21 protein-coding genes and 2 riboswitches are annotated in these 22,978 nt (G+C 37.8%); of the genes, 3 read left to right on the top strand and 18 right to left on the bottom strand.

Going from position 1 to position 22,978, the window contains the following annotated elements:
* Positions 1-81 precede the first annotated feature (81 nt).
* From V1500_RS15645 to V1500_RS15655, 3 genes are all read right to left on the bottom strand, one after another.
* Positions 82-651 carry a methyltransferase family protein gene (locus V1500_RS15645; RefSeq protein WP_409300619.1) on the bottom strand — a complete coding sequence of 190 codons (570 nt, stop codon included), beginning with the start codon at positions 649-651 and terminating at the stop codon, positions 82-84.
* 473 nt (positions 652-1,124) lie between these two features.
* Positions 1,125-2,486 (bottom strand): amino acid permease, encoded by a 1,362-nt coding sequence (locus V1500_RS15650; protein WP_409300621.1) that lies wholly within the window; start codon positions 2,484-2,486, stop codon positions 1,125-1,127.
* Between the two features lie 168 nt (positions 2,487-2,654).
* Positions 2,655-2,733: riboswitch (glycine riboswitch) on the bottom strand.
* A gap of 424 nt (positions 2,734-3,157) precedes the next feature.
* Positions 3,158-3,616: a C40 family peptidase gene (locus tag V1500_RS15655; RefSeq protein WP_409300622.1), complete on the bottom strand. Its 459-nt coding sequence runs from the start codon at positions 3,614-3,616 to the stop codon at positions 3,158-3,160.
* Positions 3,617-4,045: 429 nt separating this feature from the next.
* On the opposite strand from V1500_RS15655, the gene V1500_RS15660 reads away from it, so the two are divergent.
* Entirely contained in the window at positions 4,046-4,429 is a 384-nt protein-coding gene (locus tag V1500_RS15660; protein ID WP_409300624.1) for a lysozyme family protein, read from the top strand.
* A gap of 114 nt (positions 4,430-4,543) precedes the next feature.
* Here the strand turns inward: V1500_RS15660 and V1500_RS15665 are convergent, their stop codons facing one another.
* On the bottom strand, positions 4,544-5,953 hold the full coding sequence (locus V1500_RS15665) for a fused MFS/spermidine synthase (RefSeq protein WP_409300626.1): 1,410 nt from the start codon (positions 5,951-5,953) through the stop codon (positions 4,544-4,546).
* A gap of 461 nt (positions 5,954-6,414) precedes the next feature.
* The gene (locus tag V1500_RS15670; protein WP_409300628.1) at positions 6,415-7,188 is read right to left on the bottom strand and encodes a TerC family protein; all 774 of its coding nucleotides are present in this window, start codon (positions 7,186-7,188) and stop codon (positions 6,415-6,417) included.
* 663 nt (positions 7,189-7,851) lie between these two features.
* On the opposite strand from V1500_RS15670, the gene V1500_RS15675 reads away from it, so the two are divergent.
* A complete protein-coding gene (locus tag V1500_RS15675) occupies positions 7,852-8,034 on the top strand; it encodes a hypothetical protein (RefSeq protein WP_409300629.1) in 183 nt (60 codons plus the stop codon).
* A 228-nt stretch (positions 8,035-8,262) separates the two neighbouring features.
* Here V1500_RS15675 and V1500_RS15680 read toward each other — a convergent pair whose 3' ends face one another.
* From V1500_RS15680 to V1500_RS15705, 6 genes are all read right to left on the bottom strand, one after another.
* The gene (locus tag V1500_RS15680; protein WP_409300631.1) at positions 8,263-8,802 is read right to left on the bottom strand and encodes a GNAT family N-acetyltransferase; all 540 of its coding nucleotides are present in this window, start codon (positions 8,800-8,802) and stop codon (positions 8,263-8,265) included.
* A 342-nt stretch (positions 8,803-9,144) separates the two neighbouring features.
* Positions 9,145-9,522, bottom strand: coding sequence for a VOC family protein (locus V1500_RS15685; RefSeq protein ID WP_409300633.1), 378 nt, complete (start codon positions 9,520-9,522; stop codon positions 9,145-9,147).
* A 682-nt stretch (positions 9,523-10,204) separates the two neighbouring features.
* Positions 10,205-10,867, bottom strand: coding sequence for a DUF4352 domain-containing protein (locus V1500_RS15690; RefSeq protein WP_409300635.1), 663 nt, complete (start codon positions 10,865-10,867; stop codon positions 10,205-10,207).
* A 90-nt stretch (positions 10,868-10,957) separates the two neighbouring features.
* Positions 10,958-12,364 carry an alkaline phosphatase gene (locus V1500_RS15695; protein WP_409300636.1) on the bottom strand — a complete coding sequence of 469 codons (1,407 nt, stop codon included), beginning with the start codon at positions 12,362-12,364 and terminating at the stop codon, positions 10,958-10,960.
* A gap of 372 nt (positions 12,365-12,736) precedes the next feature.
* Positions 12,737-13,117, bottom strand: coding sequence for a YkvA family protein (locus tag V1500_RS15700; RefSeq protein WP_409300638.1), 381 nt, complete (start codon positions 13,115-13,117; stop codon positions 12,737-12,739).
* A 363-nt stretch (positions 13,118-13,480) separates the two neighbouring features.
* Complete coding sequence (locus V1500_RS15705; protein WP_409300639.1) at positions 13,481-14,599, bottom strand: right-handed parallel beta-helix repeat-containing protein; 1,119 nt, start codon at positions 14,597-14,599, stop codon at positions 13,481-13,483.
* 703 nt (positions 14,600-15,302) lie between these two features.
* A riboswitch (TPP riboswitch) is annotated at positions 15,303-15,417 on the top strand.
* Positions 15,418-15,554: 137 nt separating this feature from the next.
* Here V1500_RS15705 and thiC point away from each other — a divergent pair.
* Positions 15,555-17,339: a phosphomethylpyrimidine synthase ThiC gene (gene thiC, locus V1500_RS15710; protein WP_409300640.1), complete on the top strand. Its 1,785-nt coding sequence runs from the start codon at positions 15,555-15,557 to the stop codon at positions 17,337-17,339.
* Positions 17,340-17,741: 402 nt separating this feature from the next.
* On the opposite strand, the gene V1500_RS15715 is transcribed toward thiC, so the two are convergent.
* The 7 genes from V1500_RS15715 to V1500_RS15745 all read right to left on the bottom strand — a co-directional run bounded on the left by V1500_RS15715 (position 17,742) and on the right by V1500_RS15745 (position 22,863).
* On the bottom strand, positions 17,742-17,963 hold the full coding sequence (locus V1500_RS15715; RefSeq protein WP_409306013.1) for a GNAT family N-acetyltransferase: 222 nt from the start codon (positions 17,961-17,963) through the stop codon (positions 17,742-17,744).
* A 5-nt stretch (positions 17,964-17,968) separates the two neighbouring features.
* On the bottom strand, positions 17,969-18,229 hold the full coding sequence (locus tag V1500_RS15720; protein WP_409300642.1) for a hypothetical protein: 261 nt from the start codon (positions 18,227-18,229) through the stop codon (positions 17,969-17,971).
* 323 nt (positions 18,230-18,552) lie between these two features.
* On the bottom strand, positions 18,553-19,080 hold the full coding sequence (locus V1500_RS15725; protein WP_409300644.1) for an AAA family ATPase: 528 nt from the start codon (positions 19,078-19,080) through the stop codon (positions 18,553-18,555).
* A gap of 117 nt (positions 19,081-19,197) precedes the next feature.
* The gene (locus tag V1500_RS15730; protein ID WP_409300646.1) at positions 19,198-19,554 is read right to left on the bottom strand and encodes a cupin domain-containing protein; all 357 of its coding nucleotides are present in this window, start codon (positions 19,552-19,554) and stop codon (positions 19,198-19,200) included.
* A gap of 133 nt (positions 19,555-19,687) precedes the next feature.
* On the bottom strand, positions 19,688-20,365 hold the full coding sequence (locus V1500_RS15735) for an HAD family hydrolase (protein ID WP_409300647.1): 678 nt from the start codon (positions 20,363-20,365) through the stop codon (positions 19,688-19,690).
* A 264-nt stretch (positions 20,366-20,629) separates the two neighbouring features.
* Positions 20,630-21,553, bottom strand: a complete 924-nt coding sequence (locus V1500_RS15740) for an AEC family transporter (RefSeq protein WP_409300649.1) — start codon at positions 21,551-21,553, stop codon at positions 20,630-20,632.
* 464 nt (positions 21,554-22,017) lie between these two features.
* On the bottom strand, positions 22,018-22,863 hold the full coding sequence (locus V1500_RS15745; RefSeq protein WP_409300651.1) for an MBL fold metallo-hydrolase: 846 nt from the start codon (positions 22,861-22,863) through the stop codon (positions 22,018-22,020).
* Between the last annotated feature and the right edge of the window lie 115 nt (positions 22,864-22,978).

A 22,978-nucleotide genomic window follows, 5' to 3' on the forward strand; every position in this document is an offset into this window, starting at 1 on the left:
TCTCATTGCGATTGTGAAATCCACTGCTTTTACTTGATTTTAGTATGCTGTTTCCTAAAGGGTACTCCAACAAATGCCCTATTACCAAACAAACGGAATTAAGCTGGAAGTCTTTCGAATATATCCAGGATATTCATCTGGAAACATGTCAATTAAAGCTTTTTCTTCTATACGTATACGATAACCAAATACGATAATGAAAAAGACAAACGAAAACAAAGACCCTGTCCAGGTATTAAAAGCAAGTCCAATACCAATGAAGGTTACTAATAGTCCTGTATAGGAAGGATGTCGGACAATTCGGTAGGGACCACTTTGGATAATTTCTTGCTTAGAGTCAACAGAGACTACCAAAGAGAAATGTCTTCCTAATGCCGTTACAGCCCACAATCTAATGCACATTCCGACAATAATTAAGATCGAACCCAGCTCTGAATATGCAGTATTTACATAACCAAGTTTTAAAAAGTTACATAGCTGATCAATAGCGATACAGATGAAAATCCCAAGAACAATGAACCTAACAGAACCCTTATCTTTATTTTCAGATGCTACATCTTTTCTTTGAAGCTTAGTTTTAATAAAAATTGCAATCTCAGATAAAACCCATAAATAAAATATAATTTCTGCAATCAAACCAATTTCCACCATTTACACCCCTTTTTTCCATTATACATTTGACATTTATGTATTTGAATTGTTTTTGGTATTAGTAATTCGTAATTTACAAGGCTATATATAAAAATCAGGCAATGATCTAACTTGAAAATTAACTAAGAACAGTGAGGAGGTGGAGGATTTTTGATATATCCCAAAAATATGCTGACATTTCTCACGTTCGTCTTTCAATTTTAATTTCATACCAATCAAGCCCATATCCTATATGTTTCCGGACTTGTATAAATTTTTCATATGTCCAATGTTAGAGTCAGTTTTGCATTTAGATATGGCAAGAAATTAAACGCAAGAACCTGTTGTTGTGCCAGTTATTTCACAGTCAGCAATCATGCCATTAAAGTCATAATAAAAAAAACGCGCTAATCCTTTTGGATCAACGCATGCATTAACAAAGCCACTCACTTAGCAGTTTCTTAAAACCGACGATCTGAGCATTAGTTTATAATTTAATCTTTTCTTTCGAATGTATTATTTCTCCTGCCGTACACATACATAACGAATAAAAGTGCAAACCATAAAGGTGTCATCAATACGGATAAACGTGTTGCTTCCGCGAATAACATAATAATTAAGATAACCACAAATAGAGCGAGCACCACATAATTCATAAAAGGTGTGAATGGTGCTTTAAAAGTTGACTTTCTTCTTAGATCAGGGCGAGTCTTTGAATATCGAATATGAGATATTAAAATTATGCTCCACACCCAAAAGAAACAAATCGCACTGATGGTGGTCACAATGTTAAAAGCTTGTTCTGGAACCAGTTTACTTAAAAGAGCTCCGATGGAAACAACGACTGCCGATGTAAGCAAGGCGTTACTAGGGACATGATTTTTATTCAATTTAGCAAAAGCAGCCGGCCCCTGTTTATGCTTGCTTACGTTATATAAGATTCGGCTCGTGGAAAATAATCCGCTATTACAGGCTGAAGCTGCAGATGTCAAGACTACGAAATTGATGATCCCCGCTGCAACTGGTATCCCCACCAGACCAAACACCTGCACAAACGGACTGCTGGAGGCATTCAATTGATTCCACGGATTGATGCACAGGATGACGAAAAGAGCACCTACATAGAAAAATAGAATTCTCATCGGAATCTTATTAATCGCAGATGGAATGTTCTTTCGCGGATCCGCTGTTTCCGCTGCAGATACACCTACTAATTCCACCCCGACATAGGCAAATACAGCCATCTGAAAAGATAGCAAAAAGCCGGATGCTCCGTTCGGAAATAGGCCGCCATACTCCCAAAGGTTCTTGACAGATACAGTTCCCGTGTCCGTTTGGAAGCCAATCACAAGCAAAATGATCCCAACAACAATTAAAGCAATAATGGTGATTACCTTAATCAAGGCAAACCAAAACTCTAACTCTCCAAAAAGCTTAACTGTCAGTAAATTAAGGGCCAGCAAGATAAGTAAACAAATTACAGCTGGTATCCATTGTGGGATGTCGAGCCAATATTGCACATACATCCCGACAGCAATGATATCAGCCATGGCGACCATTATCCAACAGAACCAATATGTCCATCCGGTCACAAATCCTGCCCATGGTCCAATATAATCAACAGCAAAATCTGTAAATGATTGATAACCTGCATTTGACAGGAGCAATTCCCCCAATGCCCTCATAACAAAAAACACAGCCATTCCTATGATCAAATAAGACAATAGGATAGATGGACCTGCTAATTGGATTGCCTTGCCTGAACCTAAAAACAAACCAGTGCCAATTGTTCCGCCAATTGCAATTAGTTGTACATGCCTATTTTTCAGATCCCTCTTTAACTCTTGCTGCTCCACGTTTCATTCCCCCAAGATGTAGTTTAATAGCGATATTTGTAAGGATTTTTGTAAGTCCAAATCATCTTTTTCAACATAAAAAAGAGATTGGAGTACTCCAATCTCTCTTAGAAGTGAAGAATAAAAAATAGCCATTTATTAACTCTCAGGTTGAATAACAAACGGTAACCATTTATTCCTGTCCTTTTGCCTGAGATTGTGAACCCTTCGGCGCCGCAAAATATGCGATCTCTCCAGAAAATGCTCCTGCTAGAGTGTGACCCCTAACAATCATCGCAATCTTTGTATTTAATTATAATATTTAAGCGATATATAGACTTTTACATCTTTAGCCTTTTCACTTTTATTATTATAACATAACTTCTATGAATGAAAAAAGAAATATCACAGCACACTGTTTGCTGTAACAAATTTATTGATGAAAATCGAACCGGTGAATAACTGGCGATGTATGATTACAAATGTTTTAAGTCAGAAGCCGTACCGCGAAATAACCATTTCTCTTCTATAAAACGGAAGTGCTTGCTTTCTTTAAATAAAAACTGTGTGTTCCTAAAGAGATGAAAAGAACAGTAAAACTATACTCATACAAGCAAAAAATACTATTACATCCTCAAATGTTCGATCATCTAAAAAAAGGAAAGCCACAAACATGGCTCTCCTTCTAATACTTATATTCTTTTTGCACCTAAGAATTTCGGTTTCCAATATGAGTTATTTGTATAAAAGTATGATACACCTTTTGAGGATGATGAATTGATCACTTTTCCGCTGCCTACGTACATAGCAACATGAGTTGGTCTGGACGCTTTAGTGGGCGCATAGAAAAGAAGGTCTCCAGGCTTTAAGGAACTTGAACTCACCCTTGTCCCTTTTGTGTACATGTCACGTGCTGTACGAGGTAATGTCTTACCCGCTTTTCCGAAAGAATATTTGATCAAACCTGAACAATCGAATCCGCTTGGCGTAATTCCGCCCCATTTATATCTTACTCCCAGATTGTTTTTTGCGACTGAGATGGCCTTTGTATGATAAGTTGCTGCTTCTGCTTTTTGTGTCTCACCCATTGCCGTAAACCCCATGCTTAGCGTAGCTGTCATGGCTAGGGTCGCGATGAATTTCTTTAACAAGATTGTTTACCCCCTGGTGTGAATTGATAAACCTACTATACTTGATTTTGTATAACAATAGCATCACAGGATAATTACAGTTATATTACAAAAATAATGGTGCATATCCATATTCTGCAAAAATGTGTTTCTAAGCTGCTCCAGCAAAAGTAAGTTGAAATAAGGGGATTAGTTTACTAAAGTTGAAGCCTGGCAATCTTTTTTTATTGGAATAGAATCGTACAGGAGGCAATAATGCAGTCCAAGTTTACATATAAAATTTTTAAATTTTTTGCCTTCCTGCTTCTTTTTGCAGCAGGATCTATAATCCTCCATAACATTATTACCAAAAAAACAACAGAAATCCGAATATCGGAATATGAACCTGCAATCAAAAATGAACTTAAAAAATATTGATTAGATACATATACGCCTGTACTGCTGGCAATCATGTATCAGGAAAGCCATGGCAAAGGGAATGACCCCATGCAGTCATCCGAATCAGCAGGATTAAGAAGAAATAGTATTGCCAGTCCAGAGAAAAGTATCAAACAAGGAGTTTTTAATTTTAATGAAATGTATAAGTACGGCCGAAAAAGGAGAGTGGATTTAAATACGATTATACAAAGTTATAATATGGGGCCCGGTTATATTGATTATGTGACTGATAATGGCTTGAAGCACAGTGAAACCCTGGAAAAAGCCTATTCCAAATCCCAGGTGGAAAAGTCTCCTTCTTTGTATACCTGCGGCAAGGATATAGGAAATTTTAGATTTCCCTATTGTTTTGGAGACTTCACTTATGCCGATAAAGTGAATGACAAACTGTCCTAATAAAAACAGAGCTTATATAAAACTTCCTGCTGGCCATATATCAATACAAAACTGAAAAAGAAAGATAGACCACCGCTAAAAAGGTCCATCTGATTAGGATGGACCTTCTGCTGTTTAATTCAGATTCTCTAATTTAGTATCTGCGTCTAAAATCAATTCACCCTTTTTGACTTTAATATTACGCTGTCCTTTCAATGGATCGGCTTCAATCGGCTTCTTACTTGCTACGAATGTTAAATTCTGCAGTTCATGATATCCGTCTTCTGCAAATAAATATACATACGGATAGGTACTTTCCAATGTGGTGTTCATGGATTCTATCACAATATCATTTCCTGGTGTTCCAATTGCATTTATTATTAAAATTCCGGCATCATCCAATTTTTCGTAAGTGAGCGAAAAGAACTCCTTTGATATTAAATGAAAAGGAATCTGATTTGTATTATGATAAGCATCCAAGATAATCACATCAAAGTTTTCTTTCTGCTCTGAGAGAATTTTTCTTCCATCACCAATCTCTACACTATCCCCTTCATATTGGAAATATTTCTGGCTTACCTCCAGCACCGTTTTGTCCAGCTCCGCTACTTTCACTGCTTTACCGGCATTCTCAAACTGACTCGTTAATGAACCGATGCCATGTCCGATCATAAAGATCTCTTGACTCTCGGGTGCGAATGCCTTTGAAATCTTCCAAATATTTCTCGTATAATTCAGCACTAGTTTGTTTGGAGTTCGCATATCCATTATTCCCTGGATTGAATCATCATTTCCAAACGTAAGATATCGATAATTGCCTTCTTGCTCCTCAAAATGATCCGTTTGGTATACCACAATATCATGATACAAACTGTTGGTGTGATACATGACATCATCTGGTTGAGTGGAGGTCCACGCAAAAGGGATGCAAACAAATATAAAGGAACACAACAGCAATACCACTCGCTTTAGTGATGTACCAATGGAATAAAAACAGTATGCAAGTAAGATTAAGCATGAGAAAATGCCGATTACTGCATTTATATTCGTGATTGGAATCAACCAAAAGGTGGTCACTAATGTCCCCATTACGCTGCCCAGCGATGATGCGGTATGAAGATTCCCGATTAAACGCCCGCTAACTTCCTCCTCTAACCCATCTTTCATAAGGACAGTCCCTATGCTGCTGAATAACACATTCGGAATGAAATATAAAATGACCACACCAATAAACGTGCCCCCGACGCTTGAAAAAGACGACAAATAAGGAAATGACATATCTTTAATGGCGGGAATCATAGAAACAGAAACTAGTCCCATAAAATATAATACTTTCAATATTTCCTTGTTTATACTATCTTTATCAGAAACATAACCACCCGCCATATAGCCAATGGTCGAGCCAATCAAAAATACTGCAATCACAATTCCCCAAGTGTAAACCGTATTCCCAAAAGAGGGTGCGATCAACCTGGTCGCCGTCATCTCCAAACCCATGATCACAAAACTAACGATGAACAGGTTCATATAAACAACTTTATTCATAGTAAAAGCTCCATATTCTTTACCGTTTATATACTGGATACCATGTATGTATTAATTAATATATACCCTTTTCTTTTTTTCCAAAAATAGCAGCCGTTTCAATGCCGAATAACTTTTTTGAAAATGATTGAAGCTTACTAACACTATTATCAATAGAATATTTATCAGTTATAAAAATTTCAGATATTTTTTTTACCGTCTGTTCAATCAAACCACCATAAATGTTTACCCTAATAAAATATTTGGGTGGTTTACTCTATTTTTGTGGAAATAATCCATTACTAACCAAAACTTATTATTCCTATTAAACTAATAATACACAAAAAGAAAACGGAGCTGCTAAAATGCAGCTCCAAATCATACTGTAACTTGACTCTGTAATTTCATAGGAAAAAACTTAGAGTACTGCCCGTTATTCTGACCGAGCTTTTATCTTAAAAGATCTTTTTCGTTCTTATCTCTTAGGATTTATTTTTCGCTAAAGATTTATTGCCTGATGCGAACCAGCCTAATAGTGCGATTCCGACTAATACTCCATAGAAAATCAGTGTCCAAACTGTACTGTGGGGAAAATCATGATCCAGGACACCGATATCCTCGTGAGCAAGAGTAATGACTGCTAGTTTGACTCCAACCCATGCCACAATTGCATATGCCGTTGTTTCCAATGCCGGACGTTTATCAAGAAGCTTTACAAACCAGGTGGCTGCAAACTTAATTAAGATTAAACCAGCAATACCGCCAAGAACAACAACAATAAACTGTCCTCCATCCATGCCGCCAAAATCATCAAGCGGCGAATCCGGAAGTCCAAGCGCCAGAGCAACTGCAGCAAGAATCGAATCAATCGCAAAAGCGAGATCCGCTATAGCAATTTTTCCTACCGTTCCCCAAAAACTCTTACCTGCAGCTTCCTCTTCGTCTTCTTTATGGATATTTTCATTTTCTTTTCCAAACCGTGCCTGAATGACATGCTTTAACCCTAAATACAGGAGATAAGCTGCCCCTATCGCTTGGATTTGCCAGACGTTTGCGATAAATGAAATGGCAAAAAGAGCACCGAATCGGAACACGAAGGCCATTATGATTCCGTAAGTAATGGCTCTTTTTTTCTGTTCTTCGGGTAAATGTTTGGCTATAACCGCCAATACCAGGGCATTATCAGCCGATAACAATCCCTCTAATGCGATTAATATTAACAATGCCCAGGCATATTCCAGCCAAATTGACTCCATTGGCTCTCTCCTTTCTCAAATGTGATGAAATTGCACTAAATCGAATTACTCTTGGGTGCCACAAGTGGAAGTAATGAGCAGGAGGCATTTATTACAGCAGCTGCTTCTTTTCCTTTTAATAAATCAAGGTCCCTTTTCATTTCTTGTTAAGAAATTCACCTACATTTTATCAATACCTTATCTAGATGGCAGATAAACTTTTTACATGTGGTGTTTTTTTCATGCCTTCTTGATGTAATCTCCACCATTTGCTACTCCTGACCATAAAAAAGGCAACAGCTTGCTAAATGTGCAACTACATATTATTATTCCGAATCACTGCGAACCTAATTAAACTAAATATGCGTAAAATGTTGACATTCCCTTAACGTTGTCTATATTTAGTATTAATTTGCATGGCCATGTAATCAATGCTCCATTATATTAATTACGATTAGCACATTATCCAATTGTGGCATTCCTCACAAAGTAGTACGATCAAAATTGAATAAGGTTTCATTTTTTTAATCCACCCTTTCGTTTTAACAACAGAGATTCTGCTTTCCCCCATACTCAAGATAATTAGCTCACCACAAAGACCATCACTAACAGATAAAAATTATCCCTAATAATTCCGGATGTTTGTGACAGAATAATAAAAGACAATGTAAGGAGGAGTGCAATTTGAAATCCCCAAAAAATGCAAATAATCTGCGTAACCAATCACAGCAAAGAGCAACAGAATTTGACTTACTAGACAATTTTGGAGCATCTGGGCAGCCGCGCATAAAGGATGATACCGGAGTCGGGCCAGAAACCCAAACTCGAAACGGTGAGGCCTTAACTAATATGCCAGACCATCTATAAAATGAAAGTAAGAATACAAATAGACCTGACTCTATAGGCAGGTCTTATCTTAGGGTAAGTTAAGCGTTTAATATTAACGACACAATTGCACTTCCTCAGCAGTAATTTATTCGAATAGATATGTAGTGGCGTAACTCCACACGGACGTTACATAATTTCAAGCCGATTGTATGATTCATGCTAACAGTCTCTATAAGAAAAATGGTCAATCATGAAAGTCGCCGCGTTTTATGTGAAATTCGGTTGATATTCCATCAGCCAGCAATCGTGATATTCACCCTCATGCAGCTCATGATTCGGTAATTTTTTGACTTTTATAAATCCACATTTCTCATAGCATTTTATCGCTCTCATGTTTCCGGTTCGCCGGTCCATCACGATCCTTTCTGCTTTTTCATGCTCTAGCAAATAGGAAACCATACCTGACACAAGCATGCTTCCAATCCCTTTATTGCAATACTGTGTTTCACCTATAAATTGGTCCATTCCATAAATATTTTCGTTAAAATATCCATATTCTTTCTGTGTCAGGGTATCTAACGAATAAAATTGAACATATCCTATGTCTTTACCCTCATATTGTACAATGCACATGACCGTCTCGTCTTCTGGATCGTAAAACACTTCTGTCACTTTGTTCAGATCAAACGGATTGTCCCTCCCCTCATAAAATTCCAGAATTGATGGATTGGAAAGCCATTTCACTAACAGATGTTTATCATCTTCATCTAATACACGAACTGTTATTTTTCCGGTTTTGAACAACATAAATTTCCTTCACTGGCCTTTCTATTTGTGATAAAAGTGGGTTACACGAGCTGCATATTCACCACGTTTTATTTATCTGACTAATCTCATTAGAAAAATGAAAATCTAAGTATTCAATTCGGAATCTTTGTTTTCCTCATTTTTTCTCGTCTTATCTTTTGCTGACAATAAAAAAGAAACTGCTCAGAACAAAATTTTCGGCACTGTTTTCTTCCATTCACGGCGGCCGTACAAATAAAAAGCCCTTCTCGATTCGAAAGGGGCTCATACTGACGATTCATATAATGCAGGACCCGCTGTTTTTCTATCTGGTTAAGTCCTTATCAGTGTAATTTTTATTTTTTACTTTCTTTCCATTACTGCAAAGTAATTTTGTTCTTCATCTGCAAAGTTAAATACTCTGCCAGATGGCATATTTACTATCTCACCGACTGTAACATTTTTCTTGGATAAATCGGTATATAAGCGATCGAGTTCGTTAGTGAAAAACAACAAAGAAGGTGTACCAAGATTTAATTCAGGTTCCATTTTTGAAACAAAATCCTTATCGTGCAGAATGATACTCGTTTCCGCACCATTTGATGGAGCAATTTCAATCCACCTCATTTGACCGTTATTCTCTTCAGAAATGACACTAAAGCCTACTTTTTCGGTCCAAAATTTCACAGCCTGATCCTGATTTGTTACATACAACATAATTTGTCCCACTTTACTTATCATAGAATTCCAACTCCTTACTATTAGTAAAACCGTACAGATTCTCACTTCAGGAAGACACGCAAACAACTATGTCAACCGCCATAATTGCTTCGCTTGGTATATTCTTTGCGGAACCTTTAAAATCCTCCTTTATTTAACAAAACAAATTCGCTTACATACCATCAAACACTGCAGGCATGTTCCCACAAACTTTTCCGTCCAAAATAAAGAGGATTAAAAAATTATGTTGCAATCATATATCATTTATAAATAATTCTGTGCTATAGGAGTTATCTACCGCACAAGGCCATTCTTCTTGTAATTTTTCTTAGTCACATTGGCGATAATTTCAAATGAAAGTTCTCTCCGTGATTTAAGTCATGATGCTAATGAAAAACCGATTAATCGCACAGATGAATTAGGCGCCCTGAGCGACTCAATAAATATTAGGAATTCTAATTTCCTAATATTTTTTAAGGACGTTATTCAAACAATTGAACAGGTTGCTTTTTATCAGAATAATAATTATCAGCGAACTCGCAACAAAACAAGATTGTGGCGGCAATATAGTGGACCAGACGAATTTGCTTGCTTTACATGCGGTTTTGTTGCCTCACGAAATATTTCCCACTAAATGATCTCAATTCATTGAAACTCAAGCGGCTTGAACAAAGCTGCCGTTAAGTTGGACGGTTTGAGCCAACTAGAAGGTAACTTTAAGATGTTCCGCTGTTTGTTTAATTTTATGAGTTGTGTCGACTGCATCACTAGTTAATAGTTCTACCCATTTTGTATGATCAGTCTTTTCGAGAATGAAGCCCATGTTGCCTTTCTTAACTTCACCGGCTGCTATTTCTCCTGTCAATTCTTCCAGGTAAATATCATCTTCCCATGTCTTATGTTCACCGTTATTCATCTTAAGGGCGGCAATCGGCGTGTACTTCATTGTGTCACTCGACGTATTTTTGACTTCCATGCTGACTTTTACAAAATCAAATTCCTCATCATGTGTATATCCATGGAAAAAGTCGATCATGCTGTATGCGGGCTTGAAATGTACGACCTTGATATCCTTCACCAGCATATCTATGGGCCCTACTTTCAGCGTTCGATTGACCTGTTTATATGCTTTTAGCGTCAATTCACCTTTGGCGTCCGTTACAGTCTCTCCCACCTTTACGAGCTTGATGTCATCGGTTACCTGGGGGTTTGGCACATAAACATCTTCTTTCGTTTTAGGCTTTGTTTTTTCTTGTTTTTCCTCTGCAGATGCTTTTTGTTCCTCTACAGGTTTTTCCGACGCGTTTCCAGCCGAACAGCCAGCAAGAGCGAGTGTAAACATTATCATATAAAATAATTTCTTCATTGTAATCTTCCTCCATTTTTTTCGGCATGAAGAAAATCACCCGCTGCAAGAACCTTGCAACGGGGATTAATGCCACATAAATGACTGAGCTTATTTATTGCTTTTAGCCAGGATATCAAAGATTAATTTCGCTTGGTCTGTATTTTCAATTTGTCCTGCGAAACGTTCTGATTGCGGTCCGACCGCATATACATTCACATCTTCACCAGTATGGCCGCCAGTTGTCCATCCAGTATGAGAACGTTTATTGAAGATATTTTCAATAGCATTGTCAATATCTAATACCTTTTTAGTAGCTGCAGCATCCTTAACGGATTGAATTTCTTCTGCGGTCAGTGCCAATTTATTTTGGTCGATGTATGATTTCAATGTCTCTTCAACGTCTGCACCTTTTGCGATAGCTTCAGCCATAAAATCAGGAGTGCGTTTCGCAGCTTCAACTGGCTCGCCGAACCAGTTATAGATTCCATCGGCACCGATAGAATATCCGCCTGTTGAGTGGTCAGCAGTTGCAACAACTAATGTGTGCTTATCTTTTTTCGCAAATTCGACGGCTGCTTTAAATGCTTTCTCGAAGTCTTCCATTTCACTCATTGCCCCAACGATGTCATTGTCATGCCCAGCCCAGTCGATTTGGCTTCCTTCTACCATTAAGAAGAACCCGTCCTTATCTTTGTTCAAGCGGTCGATTGCTGATGTAGTCATCGTTTCTAGGGAAGGAATATCTTCGGTGCGGTCAATCATTTTTGGAAGACCGCCAGAAGCAAATAGACCAAGTACTTGATCATTTTTGTCCTTTAACAGCTGATCCTTATTGGTTACATAACTAAATCCGTCTTTCTTGAATGCTTCGGGCAGATTGCGATCAGCCCGCACAAAATTTGAAGTACCTCCACCTAGCAGAACATCAATTTTGTGTTTCCCATTTACTAGTTCATCATAATAATCATCTGCAATGGCATTCATGTTCTTCCTGTTTTCGTCATGTGCTCCGAATGATGCAGGAGTTGCGTGCGTAATTTCAGACGTAGCAACAAGGCCTGTCGCTTTTCCTTTTTCTTTTGCAGTTTCCAACACAGTCTTGACTTCTGATTTGTCGTTATCCACAGCGATTGCAGCGTTGTATGTTTTTACACCTGCAGCCATCGCTGTTGCAGCAGATGCAGAATCAGTTACATTTTGTGCAGGATCTTCCGGATAGGTCATCTGCTGTCCTACTAAATATTTATCTAACTCGGTCCGTTCAACGGCAGGAGTGTTAGGGTTATCTTTCAGGTATCGGTGAGCAGATGTATAAGAAACGCCCATCCCGTCCCCAATGAAGAAAATCACATTTTTAATTTCCCTATTATCATTTTGAGAGTACTTGGTTTTTTCAGTATTTGCAGCTTCTGCCTTTTCAATAGAATTAAACGATGTGCCAATTAAACTGCCAAGAGCAACAGTAGTTAATACTGCTACAGGAATGATTTTTTTCGTGAACTTCTTCTTGAACACAGATTGGTTCCTCCTAATAAATAAGTTTTTCGTCGATTACAATATAAATATATCGAAAGGATATTAAGGAAATTTGAAAAGAATGTAAACTTGCTTTAACATTTATGTAAATGATAAGCGGATATGGGGAATCTAAAGCACATTATGAACATTAAATCACAATTATCGCTTTTTCAATACCTATACAAAGTTGGAGGATTTAATGGCATTCCTAAAAAAGAAAGTGCCGAATAATTATTAGGACAGCAGGACTAAGCATGGATGGCATACTTTCATAACAGAGGAAATGTAATAAGAGATCTTTTTATCAAGCAGGGTGAAAAAAGGATACAAAACAAGCAATGCTTTAAACACATTGCTTGTTTTGTATCCTTAGCCGAAATATTGATAAAATTGCAAAATAGCCCAAACAGTAAATACACCCCAAATCAATACTATTATTGATCCCGCTATCCAATTCTTTGGCTTACCCTTTTTCATTAATTCTTCTGCCTTATCTTCACAGTGTGATAATACATTCTTTGGTACCATCTTCAACGCCAGCATGATCGCTATTGGAAGGAGAATGACATCATCCAGATAGCCAAGAAGGGGAATAAAATCCGGTATCAGGTCGATCGGGCTGAATGCATAGGCAACAATACAAGCCGTATACACTTTTACGTACCAGGGTACTCTTTCATCTTTACAAGCATAAAAAAGAATAAAAATCTGCCGTTTTATACTTTTGGCCCAAGCCTTAATCTTATCCATTCTTCCTCCTTATAAAAAAGCCCTATGCAGGTTAAATGTCTAGTAACGATTATTTTCTTTCAGTAAATTGCACGAAAAAAATCCTATCTTGCTTGAAAAAACAGAAAAGCTATCAGCATATTGATGATAGGTTACAAGTATCACTTGTTAAGTAACTGATCCGATAACTTAGGATCGAAATTCCATTTTTATCGATTCTGCCTGGCGAAATTTATCAATGGCATCATTATATTATATATAAAGCGTTTGTTGAACTTTTTTCCCGGCATATGTGACAAATTACAATTGAGACAATTATTACGCGAATATTCATTCACAATAAAAGACTGCCAATAAGAGGCAGCCTTCAGACTTAATCATTTATTAATTTGCACCGAACAGTATCACAGTTCCACGTGTATTATTTTTGATCTTGTTCTTTCTAAAATGATTATTCTTCACACCGTTCAAAGCATGGATTCCATAACGGCGGTTATGTTCAATCTCATTGCCGGATATTGTATTATTCGAGCTGTAGTTCAAGAACACACCGCTTCCAAAGTTTTTATTCGAATCGTTTTGCGCCTTTGAGCCATTTCCTGTAATCAAGTTGTCATTCACGAGAACTTTATTAGCGTTCCCTAAGAAGACTCCGCCTTCTTTATTATTTTTAATTTTATTTCTGTTTGCCTTAATTGTATTACTATTAACATAAACAAAGGCCAATCCATACCCATCATTGTTTTGCAGAACATTATCATTAATCGTGATTTTCTCCAGAGGTTTGTTATATGGTGCATCACGCTCCAGATCAATCCCGTGACTGGGTTCAGTACCATTCGTATTTTTGAACACACTGTTTGTCACCGTGATATTCCGTCCTGCAACAATGGACAAACCCTGTCTCCGGTTGTTATCTGCTGTAATTCTATCAATTTTTACACCGTCAGGCACTTTTGTATTTGGACTGCTTATTTCTATACCATCGCCCCAAAAATTCTTGAAGGTCATGTTAAGAATTTTCACATTGGTAGCGTGCCCATATAACTGGATGCCATGGCCCCATTCCCCTGTTGTCCCCTTATGGCCAGTCCTGTCTCCAACTAAGGTTCCCCCGGAGAAAGTAACATTTCGTCGATCATCAACAACAAACATCCTATGTATACCCTTATTATTAGGGCGCAGCTGGATCACTGCATCATCCGCAAGTCTAATGTGAACATTGTTCTTTAAATACAAAACAGTACCGCCGGCGTCGACAGCGACTTCATATTTGCCACCAGGGATATCAACAATTCCTCCACCCGATTTCGATACTGTATTGATTGCTTTTTGAATCGCTTTGGTATCCAGCTTTCCGTCATTCGGGACAGCACCTGCCTTTGTAACCTTTATGTTGGCGGCTTCGGCAGATTGGGGGGACGGGATCGCAACACTTAGAAGTGAAAGAGCTAAGGAAGTATGAAACAAAATACTATATTTCTTTATCCATGTTCTCTTCAATCTCTCATTTCTCCTTTTTAACATGTAAAGTATATTGTACTAGGCTAAACAACGGAAAGGAGGGAAAACCACTAAGATGAAATATGTGTGGACGGAAAACGCGGTAAACTGGTTTAACCATTTACTTCTTCTTGGTTTAACGAGTATATTCCTGCTTCCATTGTATATATCCAAATGAGAAAATCTGCGGAGTATGCAATTATTTCAGCTGCATTAGTGCTTATAAATATAATGAATGCTAAATAGCTATTTTACTTTTTCCCCTATATCTAACAGATGAGATGGTATACCAAGGGTCAGACACCTTTTTTTAACCAAATTCACTATTTTTGCTGCTTCATCATCACCTTTTTCTGTCCAATAATCCCAATTTTCTTTATTTAAAATATCTGTTAATTAACCTATTAACTCTACGGTTTCGGATATAAAAATTCCTGAATACTCTTAATCGCTGGGTTATAATATAGAATTTTTTAACTTACAATAGCAATATAAATAATATTCTGCCAATATTTTTAAAATTCGGTCAGTTCATAAAGGATTAACTGCGTAAAAAGGATTTGAAAGTATTTCAAGCTAAAGTATAAGAATACTATGTAACATAAGATAGGAAATGTTTACTAATTTAGATATTTATATCACTATTTAATCAAAATTCTTTGCGTTTTCTGAAAACTCATGTATACTGAAATCACAATTTAATAGCAATAACTGGGGGAGTCCAATAAGTTGGGCTGAGAGGGAAACACGTTAAAGTTTCTTGACCCTTTGGACCTGATCTGGATCATGCCAGCGTAGGGAAGTTATATGTATATTTTCATTCAGTATTTACAATTTCTACATATAAGCTGGGTCCGTTTATTAATGGATTCAGCTTTTTCTTTTCTCTTCTGATTTATTACTGCTGGTATGATTCAGATCTCGTCCTTAAAAACCTCAAAAAGGAGAGATATTCATGTCCACCATGGCGTTAAATGAAAAAAACATATCCATCATGTCCAATTTTTCAGGCAGTAAAAAAATTTATGCGGAAGGATCAAGACCAGATATTCAAGTTCCCATGCGTGAAATCGAGTTGAGTCCGACAACCGGTAAATATTGTGAAGAAGAGAATCCGCCAGTACGTGTCTATGATACAAGCGGCCCTTATACAGATCCTAATTATGAGGTCGATATTGCAAAGGGTCTTCCAGCTCTTCGAAATGCATGGATTCTTGAAAGAGGAGAAGTGGAGGAATATGAAGGCCGTAAAATTAAGCCTGAAGATAATGGTTATATAGCGGAGAATGACCCCCGTGCCAATCATCAATTGTTTCCAGGGTTAAGAAGGAAACCATTACGTGCAAAAAAAGGGAAAAACGTCACCCAGCTCCATTATGCAAAAAAGGGAATCATCACTCCAGAAATGGAATTCATAGCAATAAGGGAAAATATGAAACCCGAGTTTGTTCGCGAAGAAGTCGCAAGAGGCAGAGCGATCATCCCCGCTAATATTAATCATCCAGAATCTGAACCTATGATCATCGGCCGTAATTTTCATGTCAAAATCAATGCCAATATTGGCAATTCAGCCGTTTCATCTTCTATTCATGAAGAGGTTGAAAAAATGACCTGGGCTACACGCTGGGGTGCTGATACAATTATGGATTTATCAACCGGTAAAAACATTCATACAACCAGAGAATGGATTATTCGGAACTCGGCTGTGCCTGTTGGTACCGTTCCCATCTATCAAGCCCTTGAAAAAGTAAATGGAGTGGCTGAAAACCTCACATGGGAAATTTATCGTGATACCTTGATAGAACAAGCCGAACAAGGTGTGGATTACTTTACGATCCATGCTGGTGTCCTGTTGCGGTATGTTCCTCTGACTGCTAAGCGACTAACAGGAATTGTGTCTCGTGGTGGTTCTATATTGGCCCAATGGTGCCTTTATCATCATAAAGAGAACTTTTTATATACTCACTTCGAAGAAATCTGTGAAATCATGAAATGCTATGATGTCGCATTCTCTCTAGGGGATGGTTTACGCCCTGGCTCCATTGCGGATGCAAATGATGAAGCCCAGTTTGCAGAGCTGGAGACTCTGGGAGAGCTGACTAAAATAGCATGGAAACATGATGTACAGGTAATGGTCGAGGGGCCAGGACACGTCCCCTTGCACCTTATTAAGGAAAACATGGATAAGCAATTAGAAATATGCCATGAAGCGCCATTTTATACTCTGGGACCTCTTACAACCGATGTAGCACCTGGATATGACCACATTACATCTGCCATTGGAGCCGCAATGATTGGATGGTATGGAACAGCGATGCTATGCTACGTAACACCAAAGGAACATTTAGGCTTGCCGAATAAAGATGATGTTCGTGAGGGTGTTATAACGTACAAAATTGCTGCTCACGCTGCTGACCTGGCAAAAGGGCATTCAGGAGCACAAACAAGAGATGATGCTTTGTCTAAAGCACGATTTGAATTCCGCTGGCGTGATCAATTTAATTTATCGCTGGACCCTGAACGCGCATTAGAATTCCATGATGAAACATTGCCTGCGGAAGGTGCAAAAACAGCACATTTTTGTTCCATGTGCGGTCCAAAATTCTGCAGCATGAGAATCTCTCAGGATATTCGCAATTACGCAATGGTAAACCATCTGGGTACAAAACAAGCTATTGAAGAAGGAATGAAGGAAAAGGCAGAGGAGTTTAAGGAATCTGGCGGGAATATATATCAATAAAAATATGCTGATATTTCTTAAAAAGAGGACTCCTCTTGTCCGATCTTGAAAAACAATGATTTATTTTTACAGGAATCAACATTATGAAACAGGGATCAATACTAAGCTAAGTATAGGCCAAGATTATTAATGTGTTAAAATCAGGAAAACAAGAACCTTTGAACAACCATGCTCTCTCATTTTTTGGCATGGTTGTTCATTTGCCAATTCTATGTCTGAAAAAACCGGCCAACTTTTTCGTTACTCCCTTCCCTACAAAGGTTTTTCAATGTCGGGAAAGAGAAAATTAGTTACAACTGAAAATTCATCTGTTCTAATCCTGTCCCGGTGAAATCATTTAGCAAAAGGTCACACATAACTGCCTTGCCGTGTCTTGTATTTAGCTAGAGGATTGTCAGTAAACTATAGGCTGACTGATTTAAGGATGGCTTCTAAACCGGCAATTTTTACTCTTTCGCTTTTATATAATTCTGCTCCAAAAGCCTCATAGAAGTATCGAGATTCATTGTCCTCCAGTACCTCCATAAAAATTGTATTGCAGCCTAGATGCTCAAACTTTGAAAATAGTGTTTTTATTAGCTCTCTTCCTATTCCCCTTCCCTGAAATGCTTCAAGTATATAGATTGAAGTTAAATCACCTGGGACTTTAACATCATTGGTTTCTCTTTTCCATCGGCAACACCAATAACTTCTCCATCTTTACCCTCTGCCACATATACAATATTTCCGGTTTTGTTAATGTTCTTTTCACATAGAGCTGTCCGTTGTTGATACGATAGATCAAATAAAAATTCGCATGGGAATATATTTTTATGTGTTGTTCTCCAGCAATCCACATGTACCTTAGCAATTCCTGCAGCATCAGACAATTTCGCTTCCCTGATTATCATTTCCCTCTCCTTCTGCCTTTTTGTAAAAAAAAGCCTGACACCTCTCAAGAGACGATAAATTATACCTAACCTGGCAACTCTCTTATTTAGTTTGTAAGATAAAAAACAAACCTCTCAGGTAATTCTGTAACGGAATGAACCGTATAGACCTAATTATCTGTCTATCCACTCTTAGTCGAGTTGGCGGAAATCACTGACTGCCTTTCACCAAACGGCAGCTCTCTAAACAATAAACATTCCTTCCTATTCCTAATCAATTAGGTTTATTATGGAAACTTTTACCTCAACATTACAAAAACCCAATATTCTGTAAACACCAATTTTCAACGATCCAGCTCTGTAATGAAGTAGTTGTCTATTTCAGTGTTATCTTTTAAAATTAAAAGCTTATCATTATGTATTTGTAACATATTTTTAATCTCGGGTTTATAAATATTTTCAAAATCCGCATTCCATCCAAACATTCTCTTGAACATTTTAAATGAAGGTTTATAGTTCGCTTTTTCAAATCTGATTTTTTGTAAAATAAATCTCTTTATAATCCTGAGCTTTCTAGTTGAATAGTTTGTATCCAGAAAAATAATTAAATCTGCCTTGCTAAAACTCTGGGATACCCAAGAAAAATGTACACCCTCGACAATCCAGGACTTCGATTCTATAATTGTGCGCAAATACTGGTCTCTTTCTTCATCTGTTCTCCGAACATCACCATTATCAAACCTTTTCCACACTACATTATCTAACTCATAGTATGGAATATCATAACTAGAAGATAAGGCTTTTGCTAAAGTGGTTTTTCCACTTCCAACCGAGCCTATAATATGTATTTTTTCAGGCACTTTTCTTTGCAACTCGACCACCACTTTATACATAAATCATAAAATACTTATAAATTTTTGATTTCAGAATTTCCTTCTTTTCTTTAATTAAACCGCCCCCTTCAGCTTAATTCGGTTAGCACCTAAAGCTCAATCACAATTTATATGATCTGCTTCGATTCTATCACCCTTGCTTGCGGGCTGGGATATGACCAGGAATTCCACATCCCCCTTTGATTCATTGAACATTTGGTGCGCTGTTAGTGGGAGAACCTCTATTCCTTCTTCACGGTTTAATACGATTCGTTCCCCATTGATTTCCAATGTTGCAGTACCTGATAAAACAAAGAAAAATTGACGAGCTTGATTATGATAATGCCTTATTTCTGAGGTATTAGAGGGCATCCGTTCATGGATAACACTTAATTCTTCATTCTTTACTAAATGCCAACCATCGCAATTTGCTCCCCAAATGTAATGTTCTGCATTTTGTTTGCTTTTCTTCATTTTATCCGCTTCCCTTGTCTAATTTTATTATGAATATAAAGGAACTATATCCGGTGCAGAAACACTTTTTACAAAATGCTCCCTTTGGTTAGATACGCTAAAAAAGCCGCCAGAAGCAGGACTGACGTCCATTTCAGAAAACTGTTGATTCAGGTTCTTTTATATCCAATAATACCGTTTGCAATTGAATCAAGTTATCTATTACTATATCAGCCTGGGCAAGCTCTTCATCCTTCGAGAAATCAAATTTACATCCTATGGCAACCAATCCGTTTTCTTTTGCCGCTTTTATATCAGAAAGGCGGTCTCCGACTACAGCTGCATTTTTAATATTATATTTTTGTATGATCGCTTTGACTAAATCTGATTTATCCATCGACTTTATTTGTTGGATACTAAATGTTTCAGTAACCCAGCGATCCAAATTATAGTACTTTACAATTGAGCTTAAATATTCCGGCAAACCATTACTTGCTATGTATATGGAACAGTTGTTTTCAATTAAAAAGCTGAATGTTGCCTTGACATTCGGATATAAAGCACCTTTGCCTTTCCTGATATTCTCAATTAATCTTTCAAGGAAAAAAGCATCAGTTTGTTCCCTTATCTCATTGGAATGGTTTGGCAATAAGGCCTCCCATACCACCGGCAGAGGAACACCCATGATTTCACGGTATTTCTCAATCGGTGTTGGTCCATTCCATAAATTTCGCGATTTCAAGTGATTAAAAGCATCATCTAAGGACAATTCTAATATTTTGTCAGTTTGAAATAGTGTTCCGTCCATATCAAAGATTAGTGACTGTAACATTGTTTCTCTCCCTCATTAATCAGACAATTTTCCTGAAAGACCTTAAATTAAGCCTTACGATAGCTTTACATAGCCGTTCAAGAAACTGAATTTCATTCCGATGTAAACTGTATGCATGACCTTCAACAGGAATAACATCTTCTATTGATAATTATACTTAACAAGCCACCCACACATCTGCTTATTAACGGTTCGTACTAACACATTCGTGCAAGCCAAGCGATGGCGCACTCTCATAAAAATGAATGACTCAAGCAGCCCCGGTCAAAATAATACATTGGATAAATAGACGACTATTGTCACAGTCAGTATGCTGCCTATTGTCGAGACTACTGTAATTTGTGCAGCTAATTCCGGACGATTGTTGAATTCCAGAGCGAATAAAGCACTGTTACGAGAAGTTGGGAAAGAGCTCGCAATGAATAAGGCCTGAGCGATAACCCCTTCAATTCCTAACAGGCAGATGATCGTAAATGCAATAACCGGTGAAAGCACAAGCCTGCCGATTAAAGAAATGACTAATGGAAAAGACAAGCGTGTTATGGACACATACGCACTTTGCGCTCCAAGGGTTACCAGCGCTACAGCCAGGAAAGCATCCGATGTAGTCTCGAGCGGAGACCATAAGTAACCAGGAATTTTTACGGAAAAAAGATGCAGAGTTAATCCCAGACCAAATGCATACAAAACCGGGTTTTTCAAGAATTGATACAACGCCTTTGCTCCGTGATTGGCAACGGAAACAGACGTAAACAATCCATACGTATAGGTCATCAAGTTTTGGAAAATTAACACCACAATCTGCACCGAAGCCCCAATCGGGTTGTGCTGGAATACGAACTGGCTTACAGGCAGTCCAAAGTTCCCGGAATTGAACAGTACTACGCTGTTTTTAAAGGTGGCTGCAAGACCTCTGTCAAATTTCGCATATTTAGCTACTAGGGACGCTAGCAGCATTAAACTCAGGCTCTGAAGGCACAAAAACCCAAGAATTGATAACATCACAGGGCCGGCAAGGCTGCTTTGGTATACATTGGCGAAGCTGACAGCCGGCATGAGAAAATATGTAGTCAATTTAGACAATGTATTCATATCAAAGGAAAATTTACGGTGAAGAAGGACACCGGCGGCAATTAGGGAAAAGACTGGCAAGATGACATTTAAAAGTATAGCAGACAACAAACCCATATATCGGAGACTCCCTTTTCACAGTATAGTACTAATTCTCATTCGCCCCCCTAAGCGGCAAACATATATTACTTCAGTTTAAGATTACCATATTATGAGAAACAAAGGGGTTTTTGTCGAAACAAAAAACGCCCGTAGAAATCGAGGCGTTAAGACCTTTACATCATGGGTTCACATCGCAAATTACTAATCATTACAGCAAAACAAATCGTCCATTGTCCGAACCGCACTCTTGCCACAGCTTCGCAGTTCACAAAAGCGAAGATGTACTCCATAACTATTATTTACCTAAACATTTATAGTTCATTTTTAATCTGCAGTCATATTCTTTTATAGTATCAATGACGACTCTTTGTTCAGACAACTGTTCATGTTCGAATATTAAAAGAAGCGCGATGGCAGTCAAAGAGCAGAACTGAAATATATCCACCAGTCAAATGAAAAATCACATCCTGAATGATTATTCATTCATTTACGGGTGATGAAAAATAGCTATTTTCTCTTCTTCCGTTAATAATGGAGTTTACAATATGGATAGAGTCCCATTCCCCCGAGGAAAAAAAAGTAATGGGATATTTTTTGGGAAACAGTAACGAATTAATTTCTTTGTGATTTTTTCCTTCATCATATAACTTCAAAATATTTCCTTGCAGGTCCAACAAATACTCCAGCTTGTTCTTTAGAGCCGTACGCCCATCGTTCAAGTATCCCGCATGGCTGCAAAACACTTCGTCAAAATCATAAGTTAAGATGTTTTTCAATGACTCGATAATGCTTGGGATATTTTCCTCCCGCAGAACTACTCTGGTACGTGATTGACAGTATAGGTCCCCTGTAAAAAGCTGTCCTGTAGCTTGATTTAAAAATGCGAGATGATCGATGGAATGTCCTGGAGTTTTAACCGCTCTCCAAGTCCCCTTTCGGGAATGAAATACTTCCTCAATTGGTTCAGCACGAAACGGCCTGCGCTTGCCCCAAAACAATTGACGATATATAGGATAATCAGCCTTTTTTTGGCAATATCCAATCATAATGTCATTCATGAAGAGAGGCAGCTGAAACTTCTCCTGTAAGTAGGCAGCACATCCAGTATGGTCTTCATGGTAGTGTGTTATTGCCACCTGTTGAATTTCAAGATTGTTAAAAAAGGGCTTGAAAAAGCCTTCTAACGCCTTAGCTCCTGTGTCAATCAACACACCATCAAGGAAAAAGGAATGTACGTTTAATGTTATACTATTAAATGATAAGATGCCTTCGGCCATTTTCACCCCATTGACACTCTTCTGCTCAAATTGTTTTTTAAACAACATATGAAAATCTCCTTATCCCTGTTTTTTCCATAGTAACATAAATATGAGCAGAAATCTGGTCAATACCATACTCTACTGGAACGAAAAAAGCTGCCCTAAAAGCAGCTTTAACTAG

Origin of the sequence: Peribacillus sedimenti, assembly GCF_046237635.1 — a bacterium.
GTDB lineage: Bacteria > Bacillota > Bacilli > Bacillales > DSM-1321 > Peribacillus > Peribacillus sedimenti.

What these genes read in the sequence shown, in the direction of transcription:
- V1500_RS15645 (WP_409300619.1), bottom strand. Translation starts at nt 651, where the DNA reads ATGGTGGAAATTGGTTTGATTGCAGAAATTATATTTTATTTATGGGTT.
- V1500_RS15660 (WP_409300624.1), top strand. Translation starts at nt 4,046, where the DNA reads ATGTATCAGGAAAGCCATGGCAAAGGGAATGACCCCATGCAGTCATCC.
- V1500_RS15665 (WP_409300626.1), bottom strand. Translation starts at nt 5,953, where the DNA reads ATGAATAAAGTTGTTTATATGAACCTGTTCATCGTTAGTTTTGTGATC.
- V1500_RS15670 (WP_409300628.1), bottom strand. Translation starts at nt 7,188, where the DNA reads ATGGAGTCAATTTGGCTGGAATATGCCTGGGCATTGTTAATATTAATC.
- V1500_RS15680 (WP_409300631.1), bottom strand. Translation starts at nt 8,802, where the DNA reads ATGTTGTTCAAAACCGGAAAAATAACAGTTCGTGTATTAGATGAAGAT.
- V1500_RS15685 (WP_409300633.1), bottom strand. Translation starts at nt 9,522, where the DNA reads ATGATAAGTAAAGTGGGACAAATTATGTTGTATGTAACAAATCAGGAT.
- V1500_RS15690 (WP_409300635.1), bottom strand. Translation starts at nt 10,867, where the DNA reads ATGAAGAAATTATTTTATATGATAATGTTTACACTCGCTCTTGCTGGC.
- V1500_RS15700 (WP_409300638.1), bottom strand. Translation starts at nt 13,117, where the DNA reads ATGGATAAGATTAAGGCTTGGGCCAAAAGTATAAAACGGCAGATTTTT.
- thiC (WP_409300640.1), top strand. Translation starts at nt 15,555, where the DNA reads ATGTCCACCATGGCGTTAAATGAAAAAAACATATCCATCATGTCCAAT.
- V1500_RS15720 (WP_409300642.1), bottom strand. Translation starts at nt 18,229, where the DNA reads ATGATAATCAGGGAAGCGAAATTGTCTGATGCTGCAGGAATTGCTAAG.
- V1500_RS15730 (WP_409300646.1), bottom strand. Translation starts at nt 19,554, where the DNA reads ATGAAGAAAAGCAAACAAAATGCAGAACATTACATTTGGGGAGCAAAT.
- V1500_RS15735 (WP_409300647.1), bottom strand. Translation starts at nt 20,365, where the DNA reads ATGTTACAGTCACTAATCTTTGATATGGACGGAACACTATTTCAAACT.
- V1500_RS15740 (WP_409300649.1), bottom strand. Translation starts at nt 21,553, where the DNA reads ATGGGTTTGTTGTCTGCTATACTTTTAAATGTCATCTTGCCAGTCTTT.
- V1500_RS15745 (WP_409300651.1), bottom strand. Translation starts at nt 22,863, where the DNA reads ATGTTGTTTAAAAAACAATTTGAGCAGAAGAGTGTCAATGGGGTGAAA.